The organism is Oryzibacillus soli, from assembly GCF_051594765.1.
Taxonomy (GTDB): Bacteria; Bacillota; Bacilli; order Paenibacillales; family NBRC-103111; genus Paenibacillus_AR.
The window spans coordinates 1-15,784 of sequence record NZ_JBPPGJ010000031.1 but is presented as its reverse complement, the minus strand read 5'-3'; the positions used below and the strand labels follow the sequence as shown (position 1 = coordinate 15,784).

The 15,784-nt window shown below is 59.9% G+C and carries 19 protein-coding genes; 13 read left to right on the top strand and 6 right to left on the bottom strand.

The features are described 5' to 3' along the window. Window positions 1-57: 57 nt before the first annotated feature. On the top strand, window positions 58-594 hold the full coding sequence (locus ACSEXW_RS26850) for a hypothetical protein (RefSeq protein WP_438449269.1): 537 nt from the start codon (window positions 58-60) through the stop codon (window positions 592-594). A gap of 71 nt (window positions 595-665) precedes the next feature. On the opposite strand, the gene ACSEXW_RS26845 is transcribed toward ACSEXW_RS26850, so the two are convergent. The 3 genes from ACSEXW_RS26845 to ACSEXW_RS26835 form a co-directional block, all read right to left on the bottom strand. Continuing rightward, window positions 666-1,190 carry a ferric reductase-like transmembrane domain-containing protein gene (locus ACSEXW_RS26845; protein WP_438449268.1) on the bottom strand — a complete coding sequence of 175 codons (525 nt, stop codon included), beginning with the start codon at window positions 1,188-1,190 and terminating at the stop codon, window positions 666-668. An 84-nt stretch (window positions 1,191-1,274) separates the two neighbouring features. Then, window positions 1,275-2,258 (bottom strand): FAD:protein FMN transferase, encoded by a 984-nt coding sequence (locus ACSEXW_RS26840; protein WP_438449267.1) that lies wholly within the window; start codon window positions 2,256-2,258, stop codon window positions 1,275-1,277. Further along, window positions 2,255-2,629, bottom strand: coding sequence for a hypothetical protein (locus tag ACSEXW_RS26835; protein WP_438449266.1), 375 nt, complete (start codon window positions 2,627-2,629; stop codon window positions 2,255-2,257). The genes ACSEXW_RS26840 and ACSEXW_RS26835 overlap by 4 nt, the downstream gene beginning before the upstream one ends. Before the next feature lie 397 nt (window positions 2,630-3,026). On the opposite strand from ACSEXW_RS26835, the gene ACSEXW_RS26830 reads away from it, so the two are divergent. The 7 genes from ACSEXW_RS26830 (at window position 3,027) to ACSEXW_RS26800 (ending at window position 7,744) form a co-directional block, all read left to right on the top strand. Further along, window positions 3,027-3,326: a LiaF transmembrane domain-containing protein gene (locus ACSEXW_RS26830; protein WP_438449265.1), complete on the top strand. Its 300-nt coding sequence runs from the start codon at window positions 3,027-3,029 to the stop codon at window positions 3,324-3,326. Between the two features lie 33 nt (window positions 3,327-3,359). Beyond that, window positions 3,360-4,040 carry a PspA/IM30 family protein gene (locus tag ACSEXW_RS26825; protein WP_438449264.1) on the top strand — a complete coding sequence of 227 codons (681 nt, stop codon included), beginning with the start codon at window positions 3,360-3,362 and terminating at the stop codon, window positions 4,038-4,040. Then, a complete protein-coding gene (locus ACSEXW_RS26820) occupies window positions 4,037-4,495 on the top strand; it encodes a PspC domain-containing protein (protein ID WP_438449263.1) in 459 nt (152 codons plus the stop codon). The genes ACSEXW_RS26825 and ACSEXW_RS26820 overlap by 4 nt, the downstream gene beginning before the upstream one ends. Before the next feature lie 4 nt (window positions 4,496-4,499). After that, window positions 4,500-5,204, top strand: a complete 705-nt coding sequence (locus tag ACSEXW_RS26815; protein WP_438449262.1) for a PspA/IM30 family protein — start codon at window positions 4,500-4,502, stop codon at window positions 5,202-5,204. Between the two features lie 157 nt (window positions 5,205-5,361). Then, window positions 5,362-6,024 (top strand): cell wall-active antibiotics response protein LiaF, encoded by a 663-nt coding sequence (gene liaF / locus ACSEXW_RS26810; protein ID WP_438449261.1) that lies wholly within the window; start codon window positions 5,362-5,364, stop codon window positions 6,022-6,024. A gap of 21 nt (window positions 6,025-6,045) precedes the next feature. After that, the gene (locus tag ACSEXW_RS26805) at window positions 6,046-7,134 is read left to right on the top strand and encodes a sensor histidine kinase (protein WP_438449260.1); all 1,089 of its coding nucleotides are present in this window, start codon (window positions 6,046-6,048) and stop codon (window positions 7,132-7,134) included. Further along, the gene (locus ACSEXW_RS26800; protein ID WP_438449259.1) at window positions 7,100-7,744 is read left to right on the top strand and encodes a response regulator; all 645 of its coding nucleotides are present in this window, start codon (window positions 7,100-7,102) and stop codon (window positions 7,742-7,744) included. Before ACSEXW_RS26805 ends, ACSEXW_RS26800 begins: the two co-directional genes overlap by 35 nt. Before the next feature lie 78 nt (window positions 7,745-7,822). Here the strand turns inward: ACSEXW_RS26800 and ACSEXW_RS26795 are convergent, their stop codons facing one another. Further along, the gene (locus ACSEXW_RS26795; RefSeq protein ID WP_438449258.1) at window positions 7,823-9,103 is read right to left on the bottom strand and encodes a hypothetical protein; all 1,281 of its coding nucleotides are present in this window, start codon (window positions 9,101-9,103) and stop codon (window positions 7,823-7,825) included. 262 nt (window positions 9,104-9,365) lie between these two features. Between ACSEXW_RS26795 and ACSEXW_RS26790 the strand changes: the two genes are divergently transcribed. Both ACSEXW_RS26790 and zwf read left to right on the top strand, forming a co-directional pair. Beyond that, the gene (locus tag ACSEXW_RS26790; RefSeq protein WP_438449257.1) at window positions 9,366-9,803 is read left to right on the top strand and encodes a GNAT family N-acetyltransferase; all 438 of its coding nucleotides are present in this window, start codon (window positions 9,366-9,368) and stop codon (window positions 9,801-9,803) included. Between the two features lie 140 nt (window positions 9,804-9,943). Next, complete coding sequence (gene zwf, locus ACSEXW_RS26785) at window positions 9,944-11,503, top strand: glucose-6-phosphate dehydrogenase (protein WP_438449256.1); 1,560 nt, start codon at window positions 9,944-9,946, stop codon at window positions 11,501-11,503. A 178-nt stretch (window positions 11,504-11,681) separates the two neighbouring features. On the opposite strand, the gene ACSEXW_RS26780 is transcribed toward zwf, so the two are convergent. Continuing rightward, complete coding sequence (locus ACSEXW_RS26780) at window positions 11,682-11,768, bottom strand: putative holin-like toxin (RefSeq protein ID WP_438449291.1); 87 nt, start codon at window positions 11,766-11,768, stop codon at window positions 11,682-11,684. A 122-nt stretch (window positions 11,769-11,890) separates the two neighbouring features. Here ACSEXW_RS26780 and ACSEXW_RS26775 point away from each other — a divergent pair, with 122 nt between their 5' ends. The 3 genes from ACSEXW_RS26775 to ACSEXW_RS26765 all read left to right on the top strand — a co-directional run bounded on the left by ACSEXW_RS26775 (window position 11,891) and on the right by ACSEXW_RS26765 (window position 15,613). Continuing rightward, window positions 11,891-12,772, top strand: coding sequence for a PhzF family phenazine biosynthesis isomerase (locus tag ACSEXW_RS26775; protein ID WP_438449255.1), 882 nt, complete (start codon window positions 11,891-11,893; stop codon window positions 12,770-12,772). Between the two features lie 18 nt (window positions 12,773-12,790). Beyond that, window positions 12,791-13,867 (top strand): metallophosphoesterase family protein, encoded by a 1,077-nt coding sequence (locus ACSEXW_RS26770; RefSeq protein WP_438449254.1) that lies wholly within the window; start codon window positions 12,791-12,793, stop codon window positions 13,865-13,867. Between the two features lie 156 nt (window positions 13,868-14,023). Next, window positions 14,024-15,613 carry a peptide chain release factor 3 gene (locus ACSEXW_RS26765; RefSeq protein ID WP_438449253.1) on the top strand — a complete coding sequence of 530 codons (1,590 nt, stop codon included), beginning with the start codon at window positions 14,024-14,026 and terminating at the stop codon, window positions 15,611-15,613. A 77-nt stretch (window positions 15,614-15,690) separates the two neighbouring features. Here ACSEXW_RS26765 and ACSEXW_RS26760 read toward each other — a convergent pair whose 3' ends face one another. Next, window positions 15,691-15,777, bottom strand: coding sequence for an IS3 family transposase (locus ACSEXW_RS26760; protein ID WP_438449290.1), 87 nt, complete (start codon window positions 15,775-15,777; stop codon window positions 15,691-15,693). Window positions 15,778-15,784: the final 7 nt, after the last annotated feature.

Sequence of the window (15,784 nt, the reverse complement as noted above, 5' to 3'; positions counted from 1 at the left end):
TTGGAGAGACTAAGGACCGACCTGCACGAACCGACTAAGCGGCAAGGAGTGGTAAGCATGGCGAAGGATAACATTCAGGTTCCGTTCGGGTATGAGCCTCCGGTGGAAGTCAAGAAGGGCACCTTGATCGTCTATGATGATTTCTCGGAGGCAGGAGTGCCGCAGCTGCTGGAGATATTCCGGTTTGCGGAGGATCGGGGCTTCGACCATGTGATTTTCTATCCGATTCATGAGGAGACGGGCAGACGGATGGGCTTGGAGCTTACGCCCTACCACCGCCGCGCCCATCAGCTGGAGGAACTGCTGGAGGAAATATCTCCCCAGACTCCCCGCCGGATCCGGGTCACGCTGGATCAATGGGAGGGGAAGCGGAAGAAGTACACCCCGGTGGAAACGGCACTCGACTTTCTGACGGAAAAGAACAAGGGGCCGTTCTTTGTGTGGATGACGGAGCGGCTGGCCAGCAAGTGGGGCACATATGCCTCCTTCCCCGAATGGATCCGGAAGGTCCGGCTGGCCCTATCGCCCCCCTATGGGAATCCGCTGCCGCCGGCGATGAAGGAATACGAGTCACGGTGGGAATATGTAAGGTAATGAAGAAGACCGGCTGTTCGGCCCTGATGGGGCGGGGCAGCCGGTCTTCTTCTCTTCTGGCAGGACACGGATTACCGCAGTGCGGCGCTGGCTTGGCCGGTCTTGGGGGAACGGCCCGGCTTATGGATCATGTAGCGTGCTGCGGTCAAGCCCAGGATCAGGACGACGGAGAGAAGGTACATCCAGCGTACAGCCAAGCTGGCGGTGTCGCTGCCAATGAAGTAGCTGTGGATCCAGACGACGATGAACATGGGGTAGGACAGCATGTGGGTCGCGATCCACAGCTTCCGGCCCAGCAGGTTCCGGATATCCGAAGTCAGGATCAGCAGGATCAAGGCATAAGCGGCCAAGGTGCCGATTCCGTTCAGTATCCGGTGGTTCTCCGCGGCGAAGGGAATGAGCACCTCATGCCAGGTGAACGGCATATAGGGGCTGATCACGGGGAAGATCCCGTGCAAGAGGGCTATGAGCGTGCCGGTTATGGTTGAAATCTTATGGATCTGGAACAATCGCAGCTTCGCCCGGCCCTTCCAGAAGGGGAAGCTGTATCCGATGCCCAGGCAGATGCCGGCCAGCAATAGGAGATAAGATACCAAACCGCTGAGCCGGATCAGCTCCCAGACGGGCCAATGGCTGATCCATGAAGTAATAGGGGGAAACCTCCTTCGAAAAAATCGGGATTACACAAGCTGCAGCTGGGTGAGAAGAGAAACGGTGCCTCGGATGTCTCCGTCTTCCGTGAACAGAAGCGCCTCATAGCCGGCCGCCTTCGAATGGAAGAGCTTGAGCCCTTCCGTTTCACCCAGGATGCAGATGGTTTTGGACCATATCTCACATTCGACAGGGTCCGGTCCGAAGACCGTGCACTGCACCACTCGGCTGTCGGCCGAATCCATAGCAGCCGGATGGATCAGATGGTGCTTGGGACCTCGGTCCGTGAGCCACTGCCGGCCGAGCCGGCTCGAGGTGGCTGCGGAGCCTTCGGTCCGGACGAGATAGCCCTTGTCCGCCTCCGCGTTCCACGGGTCCTGGATGCCGATGCGCCAGTGCGGTGCGGCTGCAGGGGAATCCGACCATATGGTGAGGTCCCCTCCGGCGTTGATCATGCCGCTCTGTGCCCCCATGCCGGAGCGAAGCCACGCCGCCGCCCGCTTGACCGTCCAGCTCTTGGCGATGCCGCCGAGATCCAACTCGGCTCCCGCGGGGAGCAGGACGGACTTCATCCGGGAATCCAGCCGGTAAGAGCGTTCCACGGAAGGGGTAGGGTCCAGATTGGCCGGAGGAGTGTGGAAGGTACGCCCGCGGACCTGCTCGAAGGAGGCGTCATAGCCGAGGAGACGGACCGTCCGGCCTAGCAGCGGGTCGAAGATGCCGCCCGTTGCCCGGCGGTATTGCTCCGCCAGCGCCAGCACCTCCAGCATCGTGTCCGAGATCAGCACCGGAGCGCTGCCGGACAGCCGATTCAATCGGGACAGCTCGCTCTCGGGACGAAAGCGGCTAAAGCAGTCCTCCGCATAACGGAACCAGTCTCGAGTGTCCTCCTCCATCCGGTGGGGATCCGCCTCGGGACCCGCTGCGATCGCCGCCTCCACGTCCGTATTCATCGCCCGGAAGCGGAAAGTGTGCAGGGGAGCAGGAGCGGCTTGACCCGCCTCCCGGCTCATGACCGCTTCGTCCTCGTCTGGGGCTGGGCGGAGCCTGTGTTGGGCGCCGTCTGCGTCCCCGGATTGCTCAGGGACGAATCCGCCTTGGGCTTGGCCTGCTGCTGGCCGGCTCCAGGCTGGGTCCCTATGGACCCGCCGTTGTTGGCGGATCCGCTGCCTCCGTTCCGGGGCCGGTTCTGCCACTCCTGGACCACGGGGTCCGGAGTGGCCGCTGCCGGAGCGGGGGTGACCTCGGCGGATGCGACGGCCCCGCTATGGGATGCGGAAGCTTGTGCGAATTCGGGGCTGTCCTTCACATGCTGGAACAGCAGCGCCACGCCAACGGCTCCGACTGCGCCGATTTGCCATTTGGTCCATTTGGTGATTTTCATGCCGGTTGCCTCCTTACGGATGAATGAGATGTCCTGATTATCGCGCGGCCAGATGAATCGAGCATGAAGCCCGGCTGAATATTGGCTGAAAAAGCAAGCCGCTCCATTCGCCAACCAGGACAAGTGGTGACCACCGGCGGCATACGGAGCCAAGCCTCAAACCTCACGCTAAGGAGCTGCGCGGAGTGGGAAATCCGGCTCCCGACGCGGGTTCGGAGCCTTGCTGGCCGCGGCGGCCCGTCCAGGGGTCCGGCCGCCGCTTCCCCTTGAGGCGGTGGGCTCCCCCGACCAAGGTCCAGTGCCAAAAACAGTCGCGGGTCCGTTTTGGCAAAGCTGCAAAACGCCTAAAATGAAAACATGAACGATGAAGACACACAGTAAAGGCGGTGAACGAAAAATGAAAATGAACGGCAACTCCGGGTTCGCCCTTCTCCTGATCGCCTGCGGCGCGCTTATCATCCTGGGCAAGTTCGGCTTAGGCGTCGGGCCTCTGATGGGCTATCTGATTCCGGCAGCCATGGTGGCATTCGGCTGGTACAGCGTGAAGCGCGGCAGCAAGTTCTTCGGATGGGTCATGCTGATCCTGGGACTTATCATCCTGCTGGGGAAATTCTCCTCGCTGTTCGGACTGATCATCGCAGTCGGCATGATCGCTTATGGCGTAACCATGCTCAAGAAAAACAACACGACGGTATAACCACATCACATAGGCAAGGAGGCTAAGCAATCCATGAGTATTCTAAGGCGGGTTAAGGATATCAGCGTCGCCACATTGAACGAAATGCTGGAATCTTCCGAGGATCCGGTCCGCTTGATTGACCGGTATCTACAGAGCCAGAGGGAGCAGATCGAGCAGTCCGAACGGCTGTACCGCGAATGCCTGAACCATGCGCAGTCCCTGCGGCAGCAGGTGCTCCAGTCGGAGCAGATGAAGGAGAAGCGGGAGCAGCAAGCGCTTATCGCCCTGAAGGCCGGGGAGGAGGACATCGCCAAGCTGGCTCTTCAAGAGAAGATGCTCCACGAGGAAAAAGCGGAGCAGTACCGCACCTTGTACGAGGAGAGCAAGCATTCCATCCTGGATCTGGAAGAGCAGCTGAATCAGCTGAAGGCCGATTACCAAGAGGTGGCGGCGAAGCGGGGCTATTACCAGGCCCGGATCGAGACCGTCCGGCTTCAGCAGCAGATGAACGCCCGGATGGCAGGTATGCAAGGGAGCCAGACTCCCCGGATGTTCGCCCGCTTGGAGGATAAGGTATCCGATATGGAGCTGGAGGCCCGTACGCTGCGCGAGGTCCGCCGAGCCGGACAGGAAGCGGTATTCACGGCAGGCTCGGCCATCCAGAGCGTGCTGGAGACCGAGCTCGAGAAATTGAAGAAGAAGCTGGATCAGGAAGGTTGGAGGAAGCCATGAATAAATTATTCCGTTCCAGAAGGGACAGCAAGCTGACCGGCTTGTGCGGCGGTCTGGCGGAACAGCTGAATGTGGATTCCACGGTGCTCCGGCTTGTGGCGGTGGTGACGACCTTCTTCTCGGGAGGAACACTCATTCCCATCTATATCATCGCCAGTGTAGTCGTTCCGAAGGAGCCCCTGTCGAACATCCCGCCGATGTATCCGCCTTACGGAGGAGGCCCGGCCGGGATGAACCCGACCGGCGCTTATGGCCCGACGGCGTACGGCGCCCCGCAGCAGGGAGGAGCATTCCGCCCCCAGCCCCACTATTACGGCAGCGGCCCTTCCGCTCCGGCTCCCAAGCCGGTGGAGAGCACCATTGATGACATGATGAAAGACGTAGAGAAAAAAGCCATGTGGAAAGAAATCGAAGAACTTCGGGCCAAAGTGGCCAAATACGAGAAGGGAGAATAAGAACATGGGAGTATTTACACGCTTGAAGGATATGACGAAGGCATCGGTGAACGAGCTGCTGGATAAGGTCGAGGACCCGATCATCATGCTGAACCAGTACATCCGCGACATGGAGGAGGAGATCGCCACCGCCGAGGTGACGGTCGCCAAGCAGATTGCCAACGAGCGCAAGCTGCAGCAGCGCATCGCCGAGCATTCCCGCCTGAGTGCGGAGCGTGAAGCCCAAGCGGGCGGTTACTTAAAGAACGGCCAGGAGGCTCTGGCCCGTCAGGCGCTGGAGGAGAAGCTGTACCACGACCAGAAGCTGGCCGAGTTCACCGACATGCACGCCCATTCCAAAGCCCAGGCCGATGAGCTGATGAAACAGCTTCACGATATGAAGGATGAGTTCTACAAGATGCGCAACAAGCGCAACGAGCTGGTATCCCGGGCCCAACTGGCCAAGGCGAAGAAGCAAATGTCCCAGATCACCCAGAACAACGTGATCGATGGCGGCCATGCCTCCCGCGGCTTCCATCGGATGGAAGAGAAGATTATGCAGCTGGAGGCGGAAGCGGAAATCTCCGGGAAGCCTTATGTGACAGGCATCGCCGGGGCCGCGCTCAGCACCCAGGAGCTGGCGAAGCAGGAGAAGGTGGATGAGCAGCTTCGTCTGCTGAAGTCGAAGCTGGGCACGCCGGAAGAGACGGCTGCCGAAGTCCAAGAATAAGCACCGGTAAGCCCGGGGGGAACAGGACATGACCGTCCGGCCCTCCGGGCTTAAAATCTTCCTTCTAGACCGGGGCGAAATGTGATATTCTATGGACGTCGGTCCGCAACCGGACGGGCATACAGCATGAGGCAAGACCGGGAGAAGGAGGTGCGACATGAACGGGAAGCAGCATAACCGAAACCGCAACACGTATATGATCTTTATTGCCGCCGGGGTGTTCGTGCTCCTGACCAAGATTGTCGCCAATCCGGGCACGGTGATTGCTATCTTCATGGTTCTCCTGGGATTCTACAGCGTCCGGAACGGCTCCCAGAAGAAGGGCTATGTCCTGATCGCCATCGGCGCCTTCATCCTGGTGGGCAGCCACTTCATGGTCATCGTCGCCCTGGTGCTGATGTCCATGGGCTTCTTCTACTTGAAGTCCAGACAGGTGCACGGGGAAGGCAGCGTGCTGCAGAAGACCAAGCTGATCGAGAGCTTGAAGCGCGACAAGGAGCCCTGGATTCTCCGCAGCATGAGCCTCTGGTATGCCATCTGCGAGCTGCGGCTGGATTTCTCCCTGGCCATCCCGGAGGAGAAGGAGACGGTTCTGGTGCTCCAGGGCATCATCGGCGACATCGATATCATCATCCCGGAGGATATGGGCTTGACGGTTCAGAGCTCCCTCGTATTCGGCCAACTGGATGCGGGAACGGAGCGTGAGTCGGGCATGATGAACAAGATCTACTGGCAGTCTCCGAACTACCATGCCGCGGAACAGCGGGTGAAACTTCTGGTATCATACATCGTAGGAGATATTGATATTAAAGTGCTGTAGCGGAAAGGATGTGAGCGGCCCATGGAGAAACGTCTGACGAATATGGTGTGGCGGAGCATGGGAGAAGCCATCCTGCTCAGTCTGGCCCTCTTCGGAATCGTCACCTATGTGTTATTCATATATGGCTATCTCAAAAGCTTCGGCAGCTGGCAGGAGGGGGTTCAGATCAGTCTCGGTCTGATCTTCGCCGTTACAGCTATCGGAGCTTCCTACGGCTACTGGTCGAGCCGGCGGACCTCCGCCCGGCTGGAGCAGCTCCGGGACGTCATGATGATGCTGGAGAAGGGGAACCTGACCCGTACGGTTCCTCCTCTGGGCTTCGACGAGATCGGACGGCTCGGCGAGCAGCTGAACCGGATATCTAAGAAGTGGGAGGATCAGCTTACCTCCCTGCAGCGGCTCTCCAACAACAATGCGGAGCTGGCCGAGAAGGCCCGGTTCTCCGCAGTGGTGGAGGAACGCCAGCGGCTGGCCCGGGATCTGCACGATGCGGTCAGCCAGCAGCTGTTCGCCATCTCGATGACGGCGACGGCCGTGGGGCGGACGCTGGACAAGGATTTCGACAAGGCGAAGCGGCAGATTCATCTGATTGAGGAGATGTCCTCCGTGGCGCAGTCGGAGATGAGGGCGCTGCTCCTGCATCTTCGACCCGTTCATCTGGAGGGCAAGCGGCTGTCCCAGGGCTTAAGGGAGCTCTTGGTGGAGCTGCAGGCCAAGGTGCCCATCGAGATCCAGTACGATATGGACGAGGACATCCAGCTGCCTAAGGGCATCGAAGACCATCTGTTCCGGATCGTCCAGGAGGCGCTGTCGAACACCCTGCGCCACTCCAAGGCGACGAAGATGGAGATCAAGCTGCACCGGCCTTCCGAGCTTATCCGGCTGTCGGTGAAGGACAACGGGATCGGGTTTCTCCTGGATGAGCAGAAGCATGCTTCCTACGGGCTGCTCTCCATGAAGGAGCGGGTCAATGAGATCGGAGGATCGTTGAATGTCATCACGGCACCAGGCAAGGGAACCCGGATTGAGATCCGCGTGCCGGTGCTGACGGAAGAGGAAGGGGAGACGGGAACCGATGGGCGATACGATCAAAGTGCTGCTCGTGGATGATCACGAGATGGTGCGCATCGGGCTGGCCGCCGTGCTGGGCACGGAGGACGGCATCGAGGTGGTGGGTGAGGCGAGCAACGGGATGGACGGCATCCGGCTGGCACAGGAATACAAGCCGGACGTGGTGCTGATGGATCTGGTCATGGAGGGGATGGACGGCATCGAAACGACGCGGAAGCTGCTCCAGCTGTATCCGGACTGCAAGGTCATCGTGCTGACCAGCTTCCTCGACGACGAGAAGATGTACCCCGTCATCGAGGCCGGAGCTTTCAGCTATCTGCTGAAGACCTCCCGCGCCAGCGAGATCGCCTCTGCCATCCGGGCAGCCGCCAAGGGACAGTCCATTCTCGAGTCCCAGGTGGCTTCGAAGATCATGAACCGGTTCCGGCAGCCGAAGCCCGCCCATGCCCCCCACGAGGAGCTGACGGAGCGGGAGATGGAAGTGCTCCGTTTGATTGCCGGGGGCAAGTCCAACCAAGAGGTGGCGGACGAGCTCTTCATCGGCATCAAGACGGTGAAGTTCCACGTGACGAACATTCTCGCCAAGCTGGGCGTCGAGGACCGGACCCAAGCAGCCATCTATGCGCACAAGCATGGGCTGGCCGAATAAGCATCGAAGAGACTCATCTAAACGAACAGAAGCCTTTCATTCCGCGGACGCGGAACGAAGGCTTTTTTTGGATCATGCCTAGTAATCCTGATTCAACAGCAGGCCTTTGGAAGGTAGCTGGGAATACCATTCCAGGGTGGCCAGGTAGTTCGCATATCGCATATAGCGCGGATGAGCGCGGTTAAGCAGGGATTCGGAGGGGCCGCTTCCCATGGCGGCGGCCAGTCTGCGGAGCGTGTTCAGGAAGCTGTCGGGGCCGGTCAAGGGACGGACGGCCTTGGCGTAATGCTCCTGAAGGGCAATGTCCCAATATCCGGCGTCCCATATCCAGGCTCCGTCCTCGCTCCGGCTGAAGCCGGTTTCTCGTGCCGTAGGATTGTCTGCGGCTTGCGTCAGATAGCGGCTTAGTGCGGGATTCAGCAGGTCCCCCGCCTCGCCCATCGCACGAGCCAGGCTGTTGATAGCATGGAGCAGGCTTCGCAGCTTGCGGTCCAGACTTCGTGCATCCGGGAGGATCTCCAAGGAGACGGCGCTCTCCGGCTGGCGGTGAAGCTGGAGAAGGAGCGCCTTGCCGGGCATCGGGATCCGGTTGGACGGATGTGACATCCAGTCCTCTCCATCCAAGCGAAGCTCCGCATTCCCGGCCCGCTGGTCCATGACCAAGAGGCCGGAGGACTTGGCGGCATTGCCGGCCAGGTCCTTCAGGAAGAAGCCGTTGTCCGCGCCAGGCTCTGCACTCTGCAGCGTCAGCCGGATTCTTCCCGAGGACGGGTCCGTCTCCAGCGCCGCCTTCACAATGCTGCGAAGCAGCTGGATCTGATCTCTTAGCCGGGCGAGCACCTTCCGGTGGGTATCGTCCGGCTGGACGAAGACGCTGCATTCGAAGGTACCTGCGGAGGTGCGGAGCTCCAGCCGATTGGCCCCCGGCTCCCAGACGGTAGGCGCGTCCGGGACGAACAAGGCGGACCGGTTCACTTGACGGGCGGCCAGCCGGCGGACCATCACCCGCTCGGTGCGGAGCGGGTTCCCGGGCTCCGCTACGGCCGTCAAAGCCACGGGTTCTGAGGAGACGGCGATCCGCTTGTGAAGGACCGAAGTGCTCCGGCTTGCATCCAGCTCCTCCAGGATGCCCTGCAGAGCGGAGGCCGCCCCCCACAGGGCAGCGGCTGTCTTGGCGAAGTCCTCCGCGGCATGAAGCTCCGCCTCCTTGGCGTAGGGGAAGGCAGACGGCCTGCGGTGCGGCTGCCGGCCGGAGGCTTCCTGCTCCCGGACGGCCCGGCGGCGCTCCATACTGAATTTGTAGAAGTCCAGGTGCTCCTCGTACCGCTTGAGTCCTCGAACCGGACGGATCGGCAGCATGGCGGTTCCCCTCCTCGCAGTGATGTTGGTTACCTCTATTATACCATGTGGTACAATAAGGGTATGAAAGACTTGGGAGTGAATCGCGAATGACCGTGGTCATCATAATCATCGTCCTGCTGGGTGCCGCCTTCATGTGGCAAATGTTTAAGAAATATAAGTGATATCCGGGTACACGCCCTGCCCAATTATGCTCCTGAACCGTGTCTTCCCGCCCCCGCCCGCGTATGATGTAGCAGGCTGGACTGAAGGGGAGATGGATATGATTCGGTTGCGGAATCCGGTAAAGGACGACCCCCGTCTGCTGCGTTTGGTCATTACCCGGCTGATGCCGTTTGCACGGAAGGCCCGCCCTGAGACCACGATAAACCGGCGAGAGATCATTCGGCGGTGGCGGGATTGCAGAGTGAAGGTAGCCGTCAAGAATCACATCCCCGTGGGCTTCGTCAGCTGCAAGGTGGCCGGCGGGGTGCTCACCATCGACATGCTGGCCGTGGACCGGCGGGTGGAGGGGCAAGGCTTCGGAAGCGCGCTGATCGGTGCGGCGGAGAAGTACGGCAAGCGCCAGGGGGCGCTGCTGTCCCAGTTGGCGGTGGATGAGCCGAACACTCACGCGCAGCGGTTTTATGAACGGAAAGGGTATGGGGTGGAAGTGTACCTGCCGGAGCACCGGCTGTATATCCTCTCGAAGAAGCTGTGAAGAACCGGGCCATGATCCTGCGGGATTCATGGTTTTTTTCATTCCGTGTTTTTGGGAATTTCACGAAACTTATGCTACACTTATCGTAAACGATGGCCCATGCCCATCACACCATACGGATAAAGAGGGAAGACGAGCTTATGTCGATAAACGATATGCGTCAGGATGTGCTGAAGGAAACGGGGGCGGTCTTCTTCATCTTCGGAGCCACCGGAGATCTGGCCAAGCGGAAGCTGTACCCGGCATTCTATGCTTTGTACAAGGAAGGCAAGCTGCCCGAACGGTTCGCCGTCATCGGCCTCGCCCGGCGCCCCAAGACGAGGGACCAGTTCCAGGCGGATCTGCTCCAATCGATTGCGGAATTTGCCCGGTACAAGGTGAAGGACGGGGACGAGGAGTGGCAGAAATTCTCGGAGCACTTCGAATATATGTCGCTCGATATCAACGACGTCGAGGGCTTCAAGGAGCTGCGGGGTTTATCCGAACGTCTGGAGCTGAAGTTCGACATCGGGGGCAACCGGCTGTTCTATCTGGCCTTGGCGCCGGAGCTCTTCGGCAGCGTGGCCCAGAATCTCCGCCAAGGGGGGCTGTTGGACGGAGCGGGCTGGAACCGCCTGGTCATCGAGAAGCCGTTCGGGTACGATCTGCCTTCGGCGGAGAAGCTGAACAAGCAGATCTGCGAGGTGTTCAAGGAGGAGGAGGTGTACCGGATCGACCATTACCTGGGCAAGGAAATGGTGCAGAACATCGAGGTAATCCGGTTCGCTAACGCGTTCTTCGAGCCCTTGTGGAACAACAAATACATAGCCAACGTCCAGATTACCTTGAGCGAAACGGTAGGCGTGGAGGAGCGCGGCGGCTATTACGACCACTCCGGCGCCATCCGCGATATGGGACAGAACCACATGCTCCAGATGGTCACCATGATGGCCATGGAGCCCCCGTCCCGCATGCATCCGGAGGACATCCGGGATGAGAAGGTGAAGGTGCTCCGCTCTCTCCGGGTTTACGGCTCGCCGGACGAGGTGCGCAAGAACGTGGTCCGCGGCCAATACACGGACGGCGTCCTGAGAGGCAAGCCGTTGAAGGCGTACCGCTCCGAGGACTCGGTGAATCCGGAGTCGAAGACCGAGACGTACTTCGGCGCCCGGGTGTACGTAGACAACTTCCGCTGGGCGGGAGTGCCGTTCTACATCCGGACGGGCAAGCGCATGCCGGTGAAGACCACCGAGGTGGTGGTGGAATTCAAGAACATGCCGGACAACGTCTACTTGGCCCAAAAAACGAAGCTCCAGCCCAACCTCCTGGTCTTCCGGGTGAATCCGCTGGAGGGCATCTACATCAAGATCAACGCCAAGCAGCCGGGCTCCGAATGGATGGTCATCCCGGTGGCCATGGACTTCTGTCAGAGCTGCCAGGTGGGGCTGAACACGCCGGAGGCGTACGAGCGGCTCCTGTATGATGCGGCCCGCGGCGATTCCACTTATTTCACACGCTGGGACGAGGTGGCGTTGGCTTGGCGGTTCGTGGACCGGATCGTCGGAGCCTGGAGCGAGGGGGACAAGGACCTGCAGTTCTACCCGGCCGGCTCTTGGGGACCGGAAGCCATGGACCGTCTGATGGCGGAGGACGGCTTCCACTGGTGGCCGATCAACGGGCAGGAGGAAAGCGGCGTTCTGTGGGTGAAGGGGCAGGAGTAACAGCTGGAAGAATCTTCAGGCAATAGCATTGCGTGTATATTCCGGTGCGTGGTATGATGAAAATAAGAAGAAGCCGAGAGGGCCAGTCCCGGCTTCCGTACAAGCAACTTGGATGGTACACCCTCCAAAATAAGTGCCAGAGCGTAACCAGCCTTAGGCCTTCAACCTGTGGGGCTGGTTACTTCCTTTTCTCGATGAATGTCAAGAGCGTCAAGAGAAAGGTCCCGAACGCCAAGAAAGACATGATCGTTTGGAAGGTATCCATACGCACCGCCTCCTTTCCGGAGGGGCACCCCGCAAGCTGGATGTACAAATCTATTATACCAGCAAGTACCAACCTAGCCAATCGCTAGGTTATTTTTATATTCGAAGGAGGATGCGTATACGATGCCACGATATGCGGATGTGCTGCGCTATGACGCGTTTACCGGAATTCCGGGGAAGGGAAATCCGGCGGGCCTGGTACTAAACGGTGACGACTACAGCGAAGAGGAGATGCTCCGGATCGCGGCGGCGGTGGGCTATAATGAAACCACCTTCGTCCAGCGCTCGGAGACGGGAGATGTTCGGCTCCGGTATTTTACGCCGGGTCATGAGATGGACCTGTGCGGCCATGCCACCGTAGCGACCTGCACGGCTCTTGCGGAGCGGGGACTGGTTCCTCCGGCGGGGACGCTGCGGATCGAGACCCGGGCTGGTCTGCTGCCGGTGACCCTGGAGTCCGGAGGCAGGGTCACTATGCGCCAAGCGGCTCCGCGCTTTCTCCCGTTCGGTGGAGACCGGGAGGCGTTGGCCGCCTCCATGGGCCTAACGGCGGAGGATCTGGACCCGGAGCTTCCCCTCGTCTACGGCAGCACAGGGATCTGGACGCTGCTTGTGCCCATCCGGGGATTAAGTCCCTTCGCCCGCATGAGCCCGGACAACGCCCGGTTTCCCGGCCTATTGACGGAGCAGCCCCGGGCCTCGCTCCATCCCTTCACGCTGCAAACCGTGGATCCCGCCTGCCGCATGCATGCCCGCCACTTCTCCTCCCCCTTCTCGGGCACCGTAGAGGACCCGGTGACAGGTACCGCCTCCGGAGTCATGGGGGCATACGCCCTCACCTATCTGGAGCCGGAGTCGGACCGGGTTCTCTTCACGGTGGAACAGGGACTGGAGCTGGGCAAGGACGGCAAAGTAGAGGTGCAGGCGGTCCGGAAAGAAGGTATAATGGAGGTTACGATAACCGGAGCCGCCGTCTTCGTGGAAGCGTTTCAGGCGGCTTATTAGAAAGGGGCTGGACCCAAGATGGACCGGCGAGGATTTCTCAAATGGCTGGCCGGAGCGGCGGTTATAGGTGCAGCGGCATTCACCGGCTTCGGGTCCCGTCTGTGGCGGAATGCGGGGGAAGGCCCCCAGCAGACGACTGGCGGACTCACGCCTTCTGCTACGCCGGCGGACGCTTCGAAGCAGCCCGAATCAACAACGGCGGCCGGTGGGCCGTTGATGGCTTTTTTCCTGCTCAGCGATCTGCACGTAAACTCGGGGATTGATTATCCCTCAGAGCATCTGAAGAAGGCGCTGACCGAGGTGACGCAGACCTTCTCCGGCAAGGTGGACACGTTGCTCTTCGGCGGTGACGTGACCGAGTCGGGTACGGACAAGGATTACAAGGAGCTCCGCTCCGTCCTGTCCAAATATAAGCTTCCGCCCGTGCATGCGAATATGGGCAACCACGATTACTATAACGTCTGGATCGATAAGAACGGGAACTGGAGCAAGGAAACCTTCCCGAACGGGAAGACGGATGAGCAGTCGAAGAAGGCGTTCTGCGATTTCTTCGGATTGGATAAGCCTTATCATGACACCCGGGTGAAGGGATATCATATCATACTTCTATCCCAGGAGATCTACCAGCAGACCCGCACCGATGTGGGCGAGGGGGCCTGGTATTCCGACGAGCAGCTGGAATGGCTGAAGGGCAGACTGGCCGAGAACAAGGACGGCAAGCCCGTCTTCATCCTGATCCACCAGCCGCTGCCCGCCGCCGGTCAGGACGGAGGCTCTCACCGGCTGATTCCCGCCAAGAAGTTCCGGGAGATTCTGAAGCCGTATCCGAACGTATTCGTCTTCTCGGGGCACAACCATCAGGACTTCCAGAATGGGACCCAGCATTATGTGAAGGAAACGTTCCATTGGTTCCACAACTCCTCGGTGGGCCGGGTGCTGAACGCCAAGTACCAGCATGAGAAGCAGAATGCGGCGCAGGGGTTGTACGTGGAGGTCTACGGGGACCGGGTGGTGCTTCGGGGACGGGAGTTCAGCACGGGCCAGTGGCTGCCGGAGGCAGAGTGGACCGTCAAGCTCCAATCTGCTAAAGTATAATGAGGCTTAGTCCATGAAGCGAGGCGAGAACCCGTTGTGAACGACATCTGCCCGTATCGGGCGTATCCGCGGCCGTTGGGCCGCCTCTCCGTCGGACACTGACTATAGCAAGGACCCATAGAAGAGAATCGATTGCAGAAGGGAATCAAGTAAAGCATGAGCCAACTTAAGCAAGAGCTCCAAGAGGAAGTCGAGAAGCGGCGCACGTTCGCCATCATCTCCCACCCCGACGCGGGGAAAACGACGCTGACCGAGAAGCTGCTGCTCTTCGGAGGCGCCATCCGCCTGGCCGGTACCGTCAAGGGCCGCAAGGCCAGCCGCCACGCCACCTCGGACTGGATGGAGATCGAGAAGCAGCGGGGGATCTCCGTCACCTCCTCCGTCATGCAGTTCGACTATAACGGACACCGGATCAACATTCTGGACACTCCCGGCCACCAGGACTTCAGCGAAGACACTTACCGGACCCTGACCGCAGCGGACAGCGCCGTCATGCTGATTGACTCCGCCAAGGGCGTCGAGGCCCAGACGAAGAAGCTGTTCCAGGTCTGCCGCAAACGGGGAATCCCCATCTTCACCTTCATCAACAAGCTGGACCGCGAAGGCCGCGATCCCTTCGAGCTCCTGGAGGAGATTGAGAACCTGCTCGGTATCCGCTCCTATCCCATGAATTGGCCCATCGGCTCCGGCAAGCAGTTCCGCGGTGTCTACGACCGGGAGAAGACCCGGCTGGAGCTGTTCCAGGGCGACGATTACGAGCATCACAACATCAGCGTCAAGGATGTCAGCGGCTACGACGATCCCCTCGTGAAGGAAGTGGCCGGCGCCGATTACCTCTACGAGCAGCTGCAGGAGCAGCTGGCTCTTCTGGAGGTGGCCGGCGATCCGTTCGACTACGATAAGGTCCGTTCCGGCGAGCTGACGCCCGTCTTCTTCGGCTCCGCCATCAATAACTTCGGCGTGCAGACCTTCCTGGAGAACTTCCTGCAGCTGGCTCCCAAGCCGCAGACCCGGTCCAGCAGCGACGGCGAGGTGCCGCCCACGGAGGAGAAGTTCAGCGGCTACGTCTTCAAGATCCAGGCGAACATGAACCCGGCCCACCGGGACCGCATCGCATTCCTGCGCATCGTGTCCGGCAAGTTCGAGCGGGGCATGACCGTCCGTCACGTGCGGGCGGGCAAGGACATCAAGCTGGCCCAGCCGCAGCAGTTCCTGGCCCAGGACCGCGACATCGTGGATACGGCGTACCCCGGAGACATCATCGGCTTGTTCGATCCCGGTATCTTCCGGATCGGCGATTCGTTGTGCCAGTCCGGCCAATTGGTCTTCGACGAGCTTCCGGTGTTCTCACCGGAGATCTTCGCCAAGGTGACGATCAAGAACGCCCTGAAGCAGAAGCAGTTCCTGAAGGGCATCGACCAGCTGACGGAGGAGGGCACCATCCAGGTGTTCAAGACCATCGGCTTCGAGGATCTGATCCTGGGCGTAGTCGGCCAGCTGCAGTTCGAGGTGTTCGAATACCGGATGAAGAACGAGTATGGCGTGGATGTGATCCTGCAGCGCATGCCGTTCCAGTTCGCCCGCTGGATCGTAGACGAGAAGGTGGACCATGCCAAGTTCCGCATCAATTCCCAGCTGGTGAAGGACAAGGCCGACAACTACGTGGGCCTGTTCGAGAACGAATATGCGCTCCGCACGTCCATCGAGAAGAACCCGACCGCGAAGTTCCTCGAGACGGCGCCGTAATGCGGCAGCCGAAATAAGTCCACCCCCGTCTGAACTGTGACCCGGTTTGTGGACAATTAATAACAAAGGCCTTGAACTTAGCAGGCTAGTAGATGACCTCTGAATTCGTCAGGGGTCATCTTTTTTAATGTCCACTGATATCGTTCGGAATTGTAATAACTAATGTACGCC

Bases quoted from the DNA above. Each gene is read 5' to 3' on its own strand.
- ACSEXW_RS26850 (WP_438449269.1), top strand. From the start codon at position 58: ATGGCGAAGGATAACATTCAGGTTCCGTTCGGGTATGAGCCTCCGGTG.
- ACSEXW_RS26840 (WP_438449267.1), bottom strand. From the start codon at position 2,258: ATGAGCCGGGAGGCGGGTCAAGCCGCTCCTGCTCCCCTGCACACTTTC.
- ACSEXW_RS26835 (WP_438449266.1), bottom strand. From the start codon at position 2,629: ATGAAAATCACCAAATGGACCAAATGGCAAATCGGCGCAGTCGGAGCC.
- ACSEXW_RS26830 (WP_438449265.1), top strand. From the start codon at position 3,027: ATGAAAATGAACGGCAACTCCGGGTTCGCCCTTCTCCTGATCGCCTGC.
- ACSEXW_RS26825 (WP_438449264.1), top strand. From the start codon at position 3,360: ATGAGTATTCTAAGGCGGGTTAAGGATATCAGCGTCGCCACATTGAAC.
- ACSEXW_RS26820 (WP_438449263.1), top strand. From the start codon at position 4,037: ATGAATAAATTATTCCGTTCCAGAAGGGACAGCAAGCTGACCGGCTTG.
- ACSEXW_RS26815 (WP_438449262.1), top strand. From the start codon at position 4,500: ATGGGAGTATTTACACGCTTGAAGGATATGACGAAGGCATCGGTGAAC.
- liaF (WP_438449261.1), top strand. From the start codon at position 5,362: ATGAACGGGAAGCAGCATAACCGAAACCGCAACACGTATATGATCTTT.
- ACSEXW_RS26805 (WP_438449260.1), top strand. From the start codon at position 6,046: ATGGAGAAACGTCTGACGAATATGGTGTGGCGGAGCATGGGAGAAGCC.
- ACSEXW_RS26800 (WP_438449259.1), top strand. From the start codon at position 7,100: ATGGGCGATACGATCAAAGTGCTGCTCGTGGATGATCACGAGATGGTG.
- ACSEXW_RS26795 (WP_438449258.1), bottom strand. From the start codon at position 9,103: ATGCTGCCGATCCGTCCGGTTCGAGGACTCAAGCGGTACGAGGAGCAC.
- ACSEXW_RS26790 (WP_438449257.1), top strand. From the start codon at position 9,366: ATGATTCGGTTGCGGAATCCGGTAAAGGACGACCCCCGTCTGCTGCGT.
- zwf (WP_438449256.1), top strand. From the start codon at position 9,944: ATGTCGATAAACGATATGCGTCAGGATGTGCTGAAGGAAACGGGGGCG.
- ACSEXW_RS26780 (WP_438449291.1), bottom strand. From the start codon at position 11,768: ATGGATACCTTCCAAACGATCATGTCTTTCTTGGCGTTCGGGACCTTT.
- ACSEXW_RS26775 (WP_438449255.1), top strand. From the start codon at position 11,891: ATGCCACGATATGCGGATGTGCTGCGCTATGACGCGTTTACCGGAATT.
- ACSEXW_RS26770 (WP_438449254.1), top strand. From the start codon at position 12,791: ATGGACCGGCGAGGATTTCTCAAATGGCTGGCCGGAGCGGCGGTTATA.
- ACSEXW_RS26765 (WP_438449253.1), top strand. From the start codon at position 14,024: ATGAGCCAACTTAAGCAAGAGCTCCAAGAGGAAGTCGAGAAGCGGCGC.